Raw genomic sequence first — 14,711 nt, 5'->3', positions numbered from 1 at the left:
GCATCAGATCATTGGTCGCCTTGCTCACCGTTACCCGGCAAGGCCATCTGATCTTCTCTCGTCTGGGTCAGCGGCTTCCCGCTGACCCAGACGTCGAGCACGCGCGATCAAACGGAGTGAACCGCCCGACGATTCACGGAAAAGGCGCTAGAAGGAAAAGACCGCGCCGGTCGCGTTGCGCATCACGCACGGGTTGCTGAAGGTCCGCTCATACCGGATGGGCCGTCTGTTCCAGACGCCGGTCGCGGTCGCTTTGACGGGGTCGTAATCCCTGCGGCAGAACTCTTGCCGCGCCCTGATCCTGTCGGGATCACCCTGCGCCCTGTTCAGCAGGGCGCACGCCTCGGCCGCACGAGGGTGCGATCCGTACGGCGGGTCGCACCTGAGCCGGACGACCCGCGGCCTGAACGGCGGGACCGATGTCTTCGCGACGGTCAGGGTGAGCTCCTTCGGCCAGCCCTGCGTCGGACCCGGGTGCGGCGGCCACGGCGGTCGCGGCGGCCGCGGGTCCGGCCATGGCGGTCGCGGCGGGTCCGGCCACGGCGGTCGCGGCGGGTCCGGACGCCAGGTCGGGCCCGGTCGTGGCGGGTCCGGACGCCAGGTCGGGCCCGGGTGCGGTGGGCGCGGCGGGTCCGGGCGCCAGGTAGGGCCCGGCCGTGGCGGATCCGGGTGGGACCATGGCGGACCCGGCTGAGGCGGAGGCTGAATGAGTGAGGCGGGCCCGGCCCACTGCGGGCTGGACAGAGACTGCGGTGTAACCGCTTTGCCCATCGACCAATTGGATTCGTAAGCCGATGGCTGGGTGGCTGCGGTAGCCGTACCGCCGGCGAGGAAAAGCCCGGCGGTGGTTAAGCATAAGAGACGTCGCATGAAATCCCCAATTAATACGCATTGCTTGAATGCCCGAAAAGAGGCTTCCGACCTTTTCGAGGGGATGGCCTACACCCTGAACTTTGGAAATGCTATAGAGGCTCACGACGCGATGTCTCTCAGCGACTCGCCGTGGAACGCTATCAATCCGCCGACCGTATCCATGGACGCCGCATCCGCGATATCCATAAAGCCGCATTCCCACCCATGATGCGTCGGCGATTCGAACGAGCCGACCGTCAATCGCCGGAAGGATTCTGCCCCGGGATCACCGGCGCGGAGCCCGTCGGGCTCTGCGGGCCCGTTGAGCCCGGCGTCGCGGAGGACTGACCCGGATCCGGCCCCGGCCCCGGCCCCGGCCCGCTCTGGCCCTCGACGCCGACCACGATGGCGACCGTGGCACCCGGCTGCGCGCAGGTGCCGGGCGCCACGTTCTGCGACAGCACCACGCCGGCCTTCGACGGGTCGTCGACCAGCCGCGGTCGCGTCCGCACGGCGAATCCGGCCCCGCTCAGCGCGCTCGACGCCGCCGCGGAACTCTGACCGATGACCGAGGGCACCTCGGCTCCGCGCTTGGACACGACAAGCGCGACCGCGCTGCCGGAGGAGACATGGCTGCCCGCGCCCGGGGTGCTGGCGAGCACCTGTCCGCCCGGCTGGGTCGAGCAGCGCGCGGTCACCCCACCCGTGGTCAGTCCCGCCGCGGTCAGCGCCGCTTCGGCGGACCGCCTTCTGAGACCGGCCAGCTCGGGCACCCGCACCCCCGCTGAGAACTCAAAATTGACCCTGGTCCCCCGCTTCACCGTGGCTCCCGCCTCCGGCCGGCTGCTGAGCACCTGACCGACCCGCTGGTCAGAGTCGACCGACGTCGCCGTCCCGGCGACCAGGCCGGCCCGCTTGATCAGACGCAACGCTTCAGAACGATCCAAACCGACGAGCACGGGCACGGACACCGAACCCGAGACCGGTGCCGGCGCCGAGGTCGCGGGGACGGCAGGGGGCGGAAGGAGCGCGGACGGGCCCTCGGCCCTCTGCGAGGGCCTGGCCGGGCGGGTCGCCCTGTCCGTCGGCGGGGTGGTCTCGGCCTCGGCGCTGGTCTCGACGACCGGCAGCGTCTGTCCGTCCCCGACCACGCCGCCGTCGCCGCTCAGCGCCGGGACCAGCACCCCCACCAGCACGGCCGCGCTCACCAGCAGTGCCCCCGACACCGCGACCGAGGCCCTGGTGGCCGCCCGCCCCGGATAGGTCCGCGGCTCGTTCGACTCGCCGGATCGGGCGAACTCGGCGGACCTGACGGACCAGGCCGACCGGGCGGACGTGGCGGACGCGGCGGACGCGGCGAACCGGACGGACTTGGCAGACCAGGCCGACTTCGCGAGCCGTACGGGCTGGGAGGGCTGAGAGGGGGCGTCGGGGGTGCTCCGGGCGGGTTGCACGGTCAGATCCGCGCTCGACGGGGAACGGAGCCCCGCCCACCGCCCGTCGTCGTCATCGAGCAGCGCGAGCAGCAGTTCCCTGCTGGTGGGGCGATTGCGGGGATCCTTGGCCAGGCAGTCGGCGACCAGCATGCCGAGCAGTCCGTCGAGGCGGCCCAGCTCCGGGGACGCGGTGAGGATGCGGTGCAGGACGGCCGCGATCGAATCCTGCCCGAAGGGCGCGTGCGCGTTGGCGGCGAAGCACATCGTGGCGCCCCAGGAGAAGACGTCGGCCGCCGGGTTGATCTCGGCCCCCTTCACCTGCTCGGGCGCCATGTAGGCGGGGGTGCCCGCGCCGCGCCCGCTCTGTGTGGCCACCGCGTCCAGTGCCCTGGCCAGCCCGAAGTCGATGACCCTCGGCCCGTCCGGGCCGAGCAGCACGTTCTGCGGCTTGAAGTCACGGTGCACGATCCCCGCACGGTGGATGGCCGACAGGGCGGTCGCCGTGCCGATGGCCAGGCGCTCCAGCGCGCCTCCCTCGCGGGGCCCGCTGACCGCCACCTCGCGGTGGAGCGAGGGCCCGTCGACGTATTCGCTGACGATGTAGGGCCGATCACCGTCCAGCCCGGCGTCGATCACCTGGGCGGTGCAGAACCGGGCCACCTGCTTGGCCAGCTCGACCTCGCGCAGGAAGACCTCCTGTTCGTCCCCGACCGGGCCGTGCAGCAGCTTGACCGCGTACGGCTCCGGACCCGTCTCGGGACGCACCCCTACATAGACCACCCCCTGGCCGCCCTCACCCAAGCGGCCGACGATCTCGTATTCACCAAGTCTTGCGGGATCCCCCGTTTTGAGCGGCTGCGCATATGGCACGCGAGCCTCCCCTCACCGCCATCCCTCTTACTCAAGAAGACCTATCCCCAACAGTCAACGGAAATGAAGCCCTTGTGTCCCTCACCGTGACACTGATGTGATGCTCAGGTCAGGAAAAAGAGCGGTACATCACCCGAATGGCAAACTCCTTCTCCTCCAAATTGATCATGGAGCCCGGCCGCGACACGCTCCTCCCTGCATCCCCCTCCCGAAGCGTGACGGATCACGACCTCCTCGTCCTCGCCGTCTGCGACAGTGAGCACGGCGTTCTTTTCACCGGGCGAATCCACTGCTAGACCAAGCGATTGCTCGGTTATCATTCCTGGGGTGGCCTGCTCGCCTCACGGGTGACGATGACGAAGGACAGGGCGTTCGCGACGCGTACCGGGGGCAGAGCCACCCGACGAGCCCCGATCAGTACGGCAATCCTCACGGAAGGGTGCTTATGGCGTTCACGGACTTGGGCGACGTGCGGCTGTTCCACACCGACGACGGTTCGGGAGACACGACACTGCTGCTCGTCCACGGCCTGGGATCGGACTCCCACGAGTGGGTCCACCACATCCCCTCTCTCGCCAGGCAGTACCGGGTGATCGCGGTGGACGTGCGCGGACACGGCTACTCCTCCGCGCCGGAGTCCGGCAACACCCCGCCGCAGATGGCCGACGACCTCGCCCTGCTCTGCGCCGCCCTCGGCGTGGAGTCGTGCGTCGCGATCGGTCACTCGATGGGCGGGCAGATCGTCTCCCATCTGGCCGTGGAATATCCCTCGCTGATCAAGGCGCTGGTCACGGTCGACCCCGGGTACGGCTTCGCGGGCGCGAGGGCCCGCAACCTCCCCGCGATCATTGAGCGGATGCGCGAGGACACCCTGGCGGTCTGCCTGCGCAACGACGAATGGACCCACTCCGCGGCGACCCCGGAATGGCTGCGCGAGTGGCATCGGCGCCGGATCGTCGCCACGCCCCCGCACGTGCTGCTCCAGGCGTTCGAGGCGATGTTCGACGGCCCGGACGCCCTCGGCCTGCGTCCCAACACCGAGGAATACCTGTCACGCCGGACCTGCCCGGTGCTGACGTTCTGGTTCGACCCCGTTCAGGCGGCGTGGGAGGCGAGCCTGTTCAAGGATCCGCATTCCAAGGCCGTGGCCTGGGAGGGCAGCGGCCACCGGCTGCACGAGGAACGTCCGGGGGAGTTCCTCGCCGTCGTCACGAACTGGCTAAGGAGGCTGCCGTGAAGTTCGCGATATTCATGAACCCGCAGATTCCCGGTTCCGGATACTCCAGCGAGGAGAACGCGGTCGCCAAGCGGCCGATCGGGCGGGACGTCGAGTCCTATCAGGCGCTGCTTCACGAGGTCCGTGAGATCGCGATCCACGCCGACCGGATCGGCTTCGACGCGCTCATGATGACCGAGCACCACTTCCACTCCGAGGGCTTCGAGTTCTCGGTCAACCCGCTGATGTTCCTCACCGACCTGGCGGCCAGGACCGAGCGCATCCTGCTGGCCCCCCTGGGCATCGTGCTGCCCGCCTGGGACCCGATCCGCGCGGCCGAGGACGTGGCGCTGCTCGACCACTTCAGCAAGGGACGGCTCCGCCTGGGCGTGGCCCGCGGTTACCAGAACCGGTGGATGAACGTGCTCGGCCAGCGCTGGCAGGCCACCGCCGCCCGCTCCGACGGCTCCCGGACCGACACCCGCAACTTCGACGTCTTCGGCGAGGTCCTGAAGATCATGAAGATGGCGTGGACCCAGGACACCCTCCGCTACAGGTCCGACGTGCTCGACTACGAGGTGCCCGCACCGTTCGACGGCATCGAGGGCTGGCCAGCGCTGGAGTGGACCCGGAAGTTCGGCGCGCCGGGCGAGGTGGACGACCAGGGCAGGATTCACGCGGTCTCGGTCGGGCCCAAGCCGTACCAGAATCCGTATCCCGAACTGTGGCAGCCGTTCACCATCTCCGACCGCTCGGTGATCCGGGCGGCGCAGGAGGACATCCTGCCGTGGATGTTCACCCCGAACCCCGACGAGCACGCCGCCAAGGCCAGGCTCTACCAGGAGGAGTCGGCCAAGTGCGGTCGTGACTACAAGCTGGGCGAGCACACGGGCATCCTCAAGATCATCGGTATGGCCGACACCCGCGAGGAGGCCATCGCCACCTACGGCAAGGGCATGCAGAAGGACTTCGCCGCCTTCTTCGGCCCGTTCGGCTATCTGGAGGTCCTCCGCCGGGAGGAGGACGACAGCCACAAGCCGATCAGTCCGGAGAAGGGCGACTACAAGCGCATGAACGAGGTCGAGATGGCTCTGCTCGGCAGTCCCGACGACGTCAAGCGCGGCATCCAGCGCATGCTCGACCGGATGCCCGACCTGGAGTGGTTCGGCCTGTTCATGCAGGGACAGCAGGGCGTCCTGCCGCTCGACACCGTCAAGCGGAACCTGGAACTGTTCGCCACCAAGGTCATCCCCGAGTTCTCCGGCTGATCCCCATCCCGGGTCGGCCGTCCCGCGCAGGCGTCCGGGATCGGCATCTCCGGTCCGGTGTCCGGAGATGTCCCCCGGCTGCGCCGAGGGACATCTCTCGAAATTTCATCATTTCCAGGCTCGCGGAGGATCCATGCAGTTCTGGCTTGGAGCGTCGTTCGTCGAGACCGGCCAGTTCGTCGAACTGGCCAGGGCGTCGGAACGCTGCGGCATCCACACGCTCACGTTGTCGGACCACATCTTCTACGCCGACTTCGACTCCCCCTATCCCTATTCGAAAACCGGCGTGCCCCGCTGGAACGCCGACACGCACTGGCCGGACGTGTGGGTGACGATCGGCGCGATGTCCGCGGTCACCTCGACGTTGCGCTTCGCCCCGAACGTCTACGTCGCCCCGGCTCGCGACCTGTTCAGCGTCGCAAAGCAGGTCTCCACGGCCGCCGTACTGTCCGGGGACCGGGTGACGTTCGGCGTCGGGGTCGGCTGGTGCAAGGAGGAGTTCGTCCAGACCGGCCAGGACTTCCACACCCGGGGCCGCAGGCTGGACGAGATGATCCCGGCCCTGCGCGAGCTCTGGGCGGGCGGATCGGTCGAACACCACGGCACCCACTTCGAGTACGGCCCGCTGTCGATCTCCCCCGTCCCCGCGGAGCCCGTGCCGTTTTTCGTCGGCGGCGACAGCGAGGCGGCGCTCCGCCGCGCGGCCAGGATCGGCGACGGCTGGATGGGCAACCGCGTCTACCGCGAGGAGCAGCTCGACGCGGTCATCGCCGACCTGCGGCGCTACCTGAGGGAGTACGGCAGGGCACAGGACGACCTGGACATCATCGCGCCCCTCGCGGTCATGCCCGACGCGGCCACCTACCGCCGCTTCGCCGACAAGGGCGTCACCGGGACGCTGGTCGCGCCCTGGTGGCTGGCGACGCCGCAGGAGAAGGCCGAGCACGGCGACGGCATCGAGCTCAAGGTCGCCACCATCGAACGCTTCGCCGAGGAGGTCATCGCCAAGATTTGACGTCCTCCCCGACGCCTCATCGCACGGATCTTCATTGTGCGGTGACCGCGAGCCCTGCCGGCACGCTCCACCGTCCGGCATCCTCCCGACGCCAAGGCGGCACCAGAACGACGCGGTAGCCTGGCGAAGTGCTGGAAGAGATCAGGGCCACCCGTTACGTAACGCCGCTCCGCGAGGGCGGGTCGCTTCCCGGGGTGATGGAGGCGGATGACCTCGGCACCTACGTCGTGAAATTTCGGGGTGCCGGGCAGGGTCGCCGGGTGCTCGTCGCCGAGATCATCTGCGCCGAGCTGGCCAGGCGGCTCGGCTTTCGCACCCCCGAGCTGAAGGTGGTCGACGTCGATCCGCAGCTCGGCGCCCGCGAGCCCGACGAGGAGATCCAGGATCTGCTCCAGGCCAGCACCGGCCATAATCTGGCGATCGACTTCCTGCCCGCCGCGCTCGGCTTCGACCCGCTCACCTGGCCCCCCGACCCGGACTTCGCCTCCCGGCTGCTCTGGTTCGACGCGCTGATCCACAACGTGGACCGGAGCTGGCGCAACCCGAACCTGCTTCTCTGGCACGGCGACGTCTGGCTGATCGACCATGGCGCCGCGCTCTGGTTCCACCACAACTGGCCCACCGCCGACCCGCTGCGCGGCTACGATGCGAGCGATCACGTGCTGGCCCCCTTCGCCACCCGGGTGGCGGAGGTCGACGCCGAGTTCAGTGAGTTGATCACCAGGGATCTTCTGGACGGGGTGGTCGACGAGGTTCCCGACGAGTGGCTGGAGGACGAGCCGGGGTTCGACGGGGCGCAGGCCGTACGGCAGGCGTATGTCGAGCACCTGCTCGCCCGCGCGCAGGGGCCGCGCACCTGGCTGCCCGAGCCCTCGGTCACGGCCAGGCAAGAGAGGAAGACCGGCTCCGTGGGCGCGTTCTGGAAGGGCAACCGGTGAGAGACGTCTACGAGTACGCGGTGATCCGGGTCATCCCCCGCGTGGAGCGGGGCGAGCTGATCAACGCCGGGGTGCTGCTCTACTGCCAGCCACGGAGCTACCTGTGCGCGCGCGTGGAGCTGGACGAGATACGGCTGCACGCGCTCGACGCCGGGGTGGACGTCGACGGGGTACGGCACGCGCTCGGCGCCTACCAGCGCTCCTGTACCGACGACGCGGGGCCGCTGACCGGGGAGCCGCTGGGCAGCAGGTTCCGCTGGCTGACCGCCCCGCGCAGCACGATCGTGCAGACCGGCCCGGTTCACGCCGGTCTCACCGCCGACCCCGAGGCCGAGCTGGAACACCTGGTCACCCGGCTGGTGCGCAGCCTCTAGGGTCTGTCACGAGGTGGGTTGAGGGCAATGCTTTCGAAGCCGCCCCCGGCCGCCTGACATCTGAGCTGCGCGGATTCGTGGCCTGGCCACCGAGCGGGTCACCCCGGCTCGGGCGTGACGCGGAGATGTGCGACCACCGGTGGAGGGGCACCGCTTCTCGCGTTGCCCCTCCACCGGGTAGGGATCAGGCGGATTCGATGGGCAGACCGGCGCCGGCCCAGTCCTCTATGCCCTCGCGGTACTTGCGGACGTTGGTGTAGCCGAGGGCGGTGAGCCGGTCGGCGACCTGGCCGCTGTTGGGGCATGCCGGGTTGGAGCAGTAGGTGACGATCGCGGCGTCGAGGTCGGGGAGCAGGGAGGGCGCCAGGTTGTCGACCTCGTCCCTGACCAGCGCGAGGGCGCCGGGCAGATGCTGCTGTGCGTAGTAGTCTCCGCCGAGTGCGTCGACAACGGTCACGGTGCCCGCGTCGATCGCTGTCTGCAGCTCGTTTCGGGTGATGAGAGCGGTCATGCCACTGCCTCCAAGACAATTGGACTATAGTCCGGTTGTGGCTCATGACAATAACGGACCGCAGTCCGATTCTGCAATGCCGCTGGAACTGCTGCGCACGCCACCCCCCAAGGAGCGGGTGGACGCGGCACGCAACCGGGCTGCCGTACTGAAGGCCGCGGCCCGGCTGTTCGCCGAACAGGGCGTGGAGGCGGTGTCCATGGACCAGGTGGCCGCGGCCGCCGGTGTCGGCAAGGGCACCTTGTTCCGCCGGTTCGGCGACAAGTCCGGATTGGCCGTCGCCCTGCTGGACGCCCGGGAGCGCGTGCTGCAGGAGGCGATCCTGCATGGACCGCCACCACTCGGCCTCGGAGCGGCAGCCGACGAGCGGCTCGCCGCGTTCATCGACGCCTATTTCGACTATCTGCTGGAATACCTGGATCTGATCCGGATGTCGGAGACCGCGTCACCCGGTGCCCGATACCGGATCGGGGCCTACCGGTTCTGGCACCGCCACCTGGCGATCCTGCTCAGCGCCACGCCCGACCCCGAACACGCCGCCCATGCCGTGCTGGCCGCCTTGTCGGCCGAGCACGTATCCGCGCTCCTGCCGGAGCTGGGCGAAAAACGGATACGCGCCGGCCTTCTCCGCCTCGCGCGATCGGCGATGCAACGTCCCGGGCAGTGAGCCAAGGCTCAGCCCACCCCGCGAACCCGCGCCCATCCGCGCGGGCCTCAAGCGTCTCGCCCGGGTTGGCCGGCACGTCTCGTCTGACCGCCGGGCCGGTGTCGACGGGCGATGACCGACGACTGAATCCGGCGCAGCCGCGCGGCCAGGCTCGTGGCGCCCAGTGCGGCGGCGAGGCAGGCCATGGGGATCGCGGGCAGCACGTAGCGGTGGTCGAAGTCCAGTGCGGCGATGGGCGCGACAAGCAGGAATGCGGCCGTCGCCCACGGCAGCAACGCCGCCCGCCGCCGGCCGATCGAGCCGAGGCCGCCCAGCAGCAGCATGGCGCCGAGCAACGGGCCGTGCAGCACGGCGGGAAGGGCATAGGCGGCAAGGACGCTCCCATACGGCTCGACGGAGGACATTCCGCGGATGTCGCCGTCGTACTCCCCGCGTACCTTGTCGATCAGCGGGAAGCCGGGCAGCGGCCACGAACCGTGAGGGAACGTCAGCGCGGGCGAGACGCGCAGGGGGTGGCGTACCGGGGTCCACGCGAAGGCGAGCGAGGTGTCGTGGACGACTGCGCCAAGGTAGTCCAGCGGCTGCGCGGCGATCGCGCGCAGGGCGAAGGAACGGGCCAGGTCGTTGTGGGAGAAGCGGTCGCCCGGCAGCCTGTTCAGCGAGGCGTCCGCGGCCCACACGTACTCCGAGGCGGCGTCGACCACGGTGCCGTTCGGGCAGAGCTTCGCCTCCTCGACCGGCGGCTTGATCACCGAACAGTCGGCGAACGTCATCGTGCGAGCCCAGAGCGCCACACCGTCCGAGCCGCTGAGCGCGAACCGGCCGTGATGCGCCTGGTACCAGCCCGCGTAGCCGGCGAGAGGCAGCAGCCCGGCGACGGCGAGTGCGATCATCTGCCGGCGGCCGACCCGCTGGATGATCAAATGGATCAGGACGAGGCCGAGCAGCGGCACCGCGACCGTTCGGGTGAGCCCGGCCAGCGCCAGCAGCAGGCCCACCGCGGTGCAGGCGCGCACCGACGGCCTGGTCCGCCACAGCAGGACGGTCAGCGCGGACACGATGAGGAAGGTGACCTGTGTGTCGGACAGCACGGCGTGTTCCAGCCTGAGGAACGCCGGGTCGAACAGCACGGGCAGGGTGGCCGGCGTCGCCCCCCACCCGGGAAGCGACCGGCGGCGGAGCACCAGATAGATCATCAAAGCCATGCCGAGCCCCATGACGTGCTGCACGCCCGCCACCAGTTCGACGCTGTGGAACGGCAGGAGCAGCCGCAGGAAGAAGGAGTACCCAGCGGGGTGGAACGCCCCGGAGGGCTGGAGGTGGACGGCGGTGTCCAGGTAGGTGAAGGAGTCGTACCAGTAGAGCTGCGCGGTGTCGTAGCCCAGCATGACAAGGCAGCGAAGCGCTGCCGCGAGCACGATCGCGATGGCGAAGACCCCGTGGCCGGTCGCGAAGAACCGGCGGAGGAAGGACGGCCTGCCCTGGTCCACGGTGTGGACGACCTGGACGCCGACGGTAGAGACGAGCATGGTCGAGCCCCCGATCAAGCGCCGGGCGGTTCCCGGCGCGGCGAGGGCAGTCCAGCGATCGCTCGATAACCTTGGCGTCACCGAATCCGGTTATGTCCGCGTTATGCCGCCTCTGGCAGGCTGGTGCGATCTCAAGATCAAGGAGCTGCCGTGCGAGTGCTGGTCGCCGAGGACGAGCGCATGCTCGCCGACTCCATCGGTGAGGGGTTGCGTGGCGAGGCACTCGCCGTCGACATCGCCTACGACGGCGAGTCGGCCCTGGAGCGGCTCCGCGTCCACGACTACGACGTGCTCATCCTGGACCGCGATCTGCCGGGCATGCACGGTGACGACGTGTGCAGGGCCCTGGTGACCGACGGCGCGCTGGTACGCGTCATCATGCTCACCGCGTCCGGCGACCTGCGCTCCCGGGTGGAGGGCCTGTCCCTCGGCGCCGACGACTACCTGCCCAAGCCGTTCGCCTTCGAGGAACTCGTCGCCCGCGTCCACGCGCTGGGCCGCCGGGTACGCCCGGCCGACCCCCCGCTGCTGGAACGGGCCGGCATCCGTCTGGACTGGGCGCACCGGCAGGTGTTCCGGGACGGCCGCTACGTGCCGCTCGCCCGCAAGGAGTTCGGCGTGCTGGCCGAGTTGCTGCGCGCCGGCGGGGCGGTGGTCTCCGCCGAGACGCTGCTGGAGAAGGTGTGGGACGAGCACATCGACCCGTTCACCAACACCGTGAGGACGACGATGATGAAACTACGGCGCAAGATCGGCGAGCCGGCGGTCATCGAGACCGTCACCGGGGCCGGATACCGCATCCCGTGAAGACGAGCGTACGGCTGCGCTTCGCCCTCGCCTGCGGCGCGGTATTCGTCCTCGCCGGCGCCGTGCTGCTGGTCGCGGTCTCCTTTGTCGTCCGGCAGAGCCTGGAACCCCGTGACGGGCTACGCCAGCCCACGTCCATCACGGTCGCGGGCAAGAGGTACCTGCCCCCGCCCACCGATCCGGCCGTCTTGAAGATCTTCTACTCGTCGGGGCAAAGCGATGCGTACTACGTGGCCCAGCAGCGGGTCGCGCAGGTCAGGCGGGTCTACCAGCGCGACACCGTCAAGAACGTGCTCACCGTGGGCGGCCTCGGGCTCCTCGCGGCCGGCGGCCTCGCCACCGCGGCCGGCTGGCGGGCCGCCGGATGGGTGATCCGCCCCGTCAGATCGGTGACCGAGAGCGTGCGACAGGTCGCGCAGAGCCATGATCTCGCCGAACGCATCGCCCACGACGGACCGGAGGACGAGATCAAAGAGCTCGCCGACAGCGTCGACGGCATTCTCGGCCGTCTGGCCCGCTCATACGACGGCCAGCGGCGCTTCATCGCCAACGCCTCACACGAGCTGCGCACCCCGCTCACCATCAACCGCACCCTCGTGGACGTGGCGGTCCGCCGGCCCGACGCGACCGAGGACGTCAGGCGCCTCGGGGAATCCCTTCTGATGGTCAACACCAGGCACGAGCGGCTAATCGACGCGCTGCTCGCCCTGTCGGAAGGCGAGCGCACGGTTCTCGACCGGCGTCCCTTCGACCTGGCCGACGTCGTCGAGCACGTGCTGGACCTGGCGGCCAAAGAGGCCGGGGACAGCGAGGTCACCGTCCACCGGCTGCTGGATCCCGCGCCGACCGCCGGTGAGGCGGTGCTGGTCGAGCGGCTCGCGCAGAACCTCGTGGAGAACGCCATACGGCACAACCACCCCGGCGGCGAGGTGTGGGTGTCCACCCGGCAGCGGGCCGACCGGGTGGAACTGATGGTGGCGAACACCGGGCTCCCCGTGCCTTCCTACGAGATCGAGACGATCTTCGAGCCGTTCCGGCGGCTGCACGGCGACCGGCTGCGCTCCGACCGCGGCAGCGGCCTCGGGCTGTCGATCGTCAGGGTCGTCGCCGAGGCCCACAGCGGCACCGTGACCGCCAGCCCTCGCGAGGAGGGCGGCCTCACCATCGCTGTCGAGCTGCCGCGCGAGCAATCGTGACCACCATCCGGTCCGTGGTTGTCCTCGTCGTCGCCCTCGCGTAGTTCGGCCTCGAAACCCCGGGAAACACCTGGTCGGGCGCCGTTTCCGGATTCACCGAATGTTGCGGTCGCCCTCGTCACCGACCCGGTGCCAGGTCGTCACGGCGATACACCTCCTCGGAGACGAGCAGGTCGGTTGCGCCGACGAAGCGGAGGAAGTCCGGGTCGAGGCAGTTGTCCCAGTCGTCGGCGCAGCGGTGCTCCCAGGAACGACCCCACTCCTCGTCCTCCTCGCGGGCGCGGTGCACCACCCGTCCCCGCCAGCGATACTCGATCAGGGTCACGCCCGGGTGCTCGTCGGCGAGCGGAGCCAGCCAGGGTGGGTCGATACCCGCCAGCGCCTCTCCTCGTGCGTTCGGTGTCGTCGGAGTGGGCAACGCCGTCGGGGTGGGCACGGGCGGTTTCGTCGTGGGAGTGGCGTCCGAGCCGACGTACGCGTAGCGGTCGTTGCCCGTGCGGTAGCTGCCGGCGATCGGCAGCCGCCAGGAGCCGTCGCAACCACGTTGCCACCGCTCCTGCTCCCCCACGGCAGGCCGCTCACCCGTGGTGATCACGCGCACCTCGTCAAAGCCGTATCGGCAGTGGCGCCGGGGGCCTTCGTTGGCGTCGTCGCGCCAGATCTCGTCCTGGGTGCCGCCCTCGTCGAAGTGCCGGCCCCAGATCGTCTGGTATCGCCAGTACCCCACGTGGTTCTCGCAGAAGTCCACGATCTCGGGGCTCTTACCCGAGCCGTACTGGATGTCGACGTACTGCCCCGCCGGCGCGCACCGGATCACAACGGGAACGTGGTACGAACCATGCGGCCCGAGCAGCTGCCAGGTGATCCACTGTGCCTCGACCTCGTCTATTCGCCGATTGGGTTGCGCGTAGACCCGGATGAAGTCCGTGAAGATGTTCGACACCGCTCAATGGTGCCAGCCGCGTCTCCATCGCCGGATCGTCAAAAACGATCAGCCGTGGAACGCCGTTGACAACCATGAACAGCCGAACATCCGAGAACAGCCCCCGCGCCGCGTTTCCGCTGGTGAGAGGGCTGTTTCTACTGGTGTGTCAGGTGCGGGACCTGAACCTGCACAGGCCGGGCCGACGGTTTTGCAGGCCATGTCCGTTCGCGGGCAGGGTCGGTCGGCGCCGAGGGCTTCAGAAGAGCACCGACATGAAGGTGCCGACCTCTTTGAATCCGGCTTTGCGATAGGCCGCCCTGGCCGGGAGGTTGTAGTCGTTGACGTACAGCGAGACCACCGGCGCGAAGCAGTCGAGCGCGTGCTTGACCACCGCGGCCATCCCGGCCACCGCGTGTCCACGGCCTCGCAGGTCGGGGTGGACCCACACGCCCTGGATCTGGCAGGCGAGCGGAGTCACCGCGCCGATCTCGGCCTTGAAGACGACACGGCCGTCCTCGATCCGCGCGTAGGATCTGCCGATCCTGATCAGCTCGGCGACCCGGGAGCGATAGAGGGCGCCGCCGTCCCCCGCGTCCGGGGAGACGCCCACCTCCTCGGTGAACATCGCCACGCAGGCGGGGAGCAGGGTCTCGAACTCCTCGGGCCGGACTCTGCGGACCAACGGGTCGATCGGGACCGGGGAAGGCCCGGTGGCCACCATCACCGGTTGCGCCCACCGGATCGCACGGGCGGTGCCCCAGTAGGGTGCGAGCCGCTCCCAGAGCAGCTCCACCACGTCGGACGGGCCGACGATCGAGGAGCAGCGGCGGCCCTGCTTGCGGGCGCGGTCGGCGAAGGCATGGACGGCGTCTGGGCCGGCGTTCACCGGGACCAGGTTGGCCCCGGCGTAGCAGAGGGAGGTCAGGCCACCGCGCGGCCCGAATCCCCACATCTGGCCACCAAGCCTGGCCGGATTGAGTCCGACGGAACGGACCCTGGAAGCGACGAAGACGTTACCGACGGGATCGGCGTCAAGAAGCGCCAAAACCTCGTCACGATCGTTGTCGTCGAGCACGCGCGACGCCGTTGTGCGCAGCATCACCCGTT

Annotated in this window: 14 protein-coding genes; 8 read left to right on the top strand and 6 right to left on the bottom strand. The window is 69.4% G+C overall.

Going from position 1 to position 14,711, the window contains the following annotated elements; translation table 11 throughout:
- Positions 1–147 precede the first annotated feature (147 nt).
- Both DKM19_RS52915 and DKM19_RS08035 read right to left on the bottom strand, forming a co-directional pair.
- Positions 148–771 (bottom strand): SSI family serine proteinase inhibitor, encoded by a 624-nt coding sequence (locus tag DKM19_RS52915; RefSeq protein ID WP_162641358.1) that lies wholly within the window; start codon positions 769–771, stop codon positions 148–150.
- A 338-nt stretch (positions 772–1,109) separates the two neighbouring features.
- Positions 1,110–3,158, bottom strand: a complete 2,049-nt coding sequence (locus DKM19_RS08035) for a PASTA domain-containing protein (protein WP_110695147.1) — start codon at positions 3,156–3,158, stop codon at positions 1,110–1,112.
- Between the two features lie 445 nt (positions 3,159–3,603).
- On the opposite strand from DKM19_RS08035, the gene DKM19_RS08030 reads away from it, so the two are divergent.
- The 5 genes from DKM19_RS08030 (at position 3,604) to DKM19_RS08010 (ending at position 7,969) form a co-directional block, all read left to right on the top strand.
- Positions 3,604–4,395, top strand: coding sequence for an alpha/beta fold hydrolase (locus tag DKM19_RS08030; protein WP_110695146.1), 792 nt, complete (start codon positions 3,604–3,606; stop codon positions 4,393–4,395).
- On the top strand, positions 4,392–5,642 hold the full coding sequence (locus DKM19_RS08025; protein WP_110695145.1) for an LLM class flavin-dependent oxidoreductase: 1,251 nt from the start codon (positions 4,392–4,394) through the stop codon (positions 5,640–5,642). Before DKM19_RS08030 ends, DKM19_RS08025 begins: the two co-directional genes overlap by 4 nt.
- 133 nt (positions 5,643–5,775) lie before the next feature.
- Complete coding sequence (locus DKM19_RS08020) at positions 5,776–6,657, top strand: TIGR03619 family F420-dependent LLM class oxidoreductase (RefSeq protein WP_110695144.1); 882 nt, start codon at positions 5,776–5,778, stop codon at positions 6,655–6,657.
- Between the two features lie 128 nt (positions 6,658–6,785).
- Positions 6,786–7,595: a HipA family kinase gene (locus DKM19_RS08015; protein WP_110695143.1), complete on the top strand. Its 810-nt coding sequence runs from the start codon at positions 6,786–6,788 to the stop codon at positions 7,593–7,595.
- Positions 7,592–7,969 (top strand): DUF3037 domain-containing protein, encoded by a 378-nt coding sequence (locus tag DKM19_RS08010; RefSeq protein ID WP_204358701.1) that lies wholly within the window; start codon positions 7,592–7,594, stop codon positions 7,967–7,969. Before DKM19_RS08015 ends, DKM19_RS08010 begins: the two co-directional genes overlap by 4 nt.
- Positions 7,970–8,153: 184 nt before the next feature.
- On the opposite strand, the gene DKM19_RS08005 is transcribed toward DKM19_RS08010, so the two are convergent.
- Positions 8,154–8,480, bottom strand: coding sequence for a rhodanese-like domain-containing protein (locus tag DKM19_RS08005; protein ID WP_110695142.1), 327 nt, complete (start codon positions 8,478–8,480; stop codon positions 8,154–8,156).
- A gap of 76 nt (positions 8,481–8,556) precedes the next feature.
- On the opposite strand from DKM19_RS08005, the gene DKM19_RS08000 reads away from it, so the two are divergent.
- Positions 8,557–9,147: a TetR/AcrR family transcriptional regulator gene (locus DKM19_RS08000; protein ID WP_204358700.1), complete on the top strand. Its 591-nt coding sequence runs from the start codon at positions 8,557–8,559 to the stop codon at positions 9,145–9,147.
- Positions 9,148–9,194: 47 nt separating this feature from the next.
- Here the strand turns inward: DKM19_RS08000 and DKM19_RS07995 are convergent, their stop codons facing one another.
- Complete coding sequence (locus tag DKM19_RS07995) at positions 9,195–10,676, bottom strand: hypothetical protein (RefSeq protein ID WP_239514141.1); 1,482 nt, start codon at positions 10,674–10,676, stop codon at positions 9,195–9,197.
- Between the two features lie 150 nt (positions 10,677–10,826).
- Between DKM19_RS07995 and DKM19_RS07990 the strand changes: the two genes are divergently transcribed.
- Together DKM19_RS07990 and DKM19_RS07985 are read left to right on the top strand one after the other, a co-directional pair.
- The gene (locus DKM19_RS07990; RefSeq protein WP_110695141.1) at positions 10,827–11,483 is read left to right on the top strand and encodes a response regulator transcription factor; all 657 of its coding nucleotides are present in this window, start codon (positions 10,827–10,829) and stop codon (positions 11,481–11,483) included.
- On the top strand, positions 11,480–12,679 hold the full coding sequence (locus DKM19_RS07985) for a HAMP domain-containing sensor histidine kinase (protein WP_110695140.1): 1,200 nt from the start codon (positions 11,480–11,482) through the stop codon (positions 12,677–12,679). Before DKM19_RS07990 ends, DKM19_RS07985 begins: the two co-directional genes overlap by 4 nt.
- 118 nt (positions 12,680–12,797) lie before the next feature.
- On the opposite strand, the gene DKM19_RS07980 is transcribed toward DKM19_RS07985, so the two are convergent.
- Entirely contained in the window at positions 12,798–13,622 is an 825-nt protein-coding gene (locus DKM19_RS07980) for a hypothetical protein (RefSeq protein WP_110695139.1), read from the bottom strand.
- Between the two features lie 238 nt (positions 13,623–13,860).
- Positions 13,861–14,703, bottom strand: coding sequence for a GNAT family N-acetyltransferase (locus DKM19_RS07975; protein WP_089207816.1), 843 nt, complete (start codon positions 14,701–14,703; stop codon positions 13,861–13,863).
- Positions 14,704–14,711: the final 8 nt, after the last annotated feature.

The sequence above is a fragment of the Streptosporangium sp. 'caverna' genome, assembly GCF_003203775.1.
Taxonomy (GTDB): domain Bacteria; phylum Actinomycetota; class Actinomycetes; order Streptosporangiales; family Streptosporangiaceae; genus Streptosporangium; species Streptosporangium subroseum.
The sequence above is the reverse complement of the archived record's forward strand: the minus strand, read 5'-3'. Positions and strand labels throughout refer to the sequence as shown.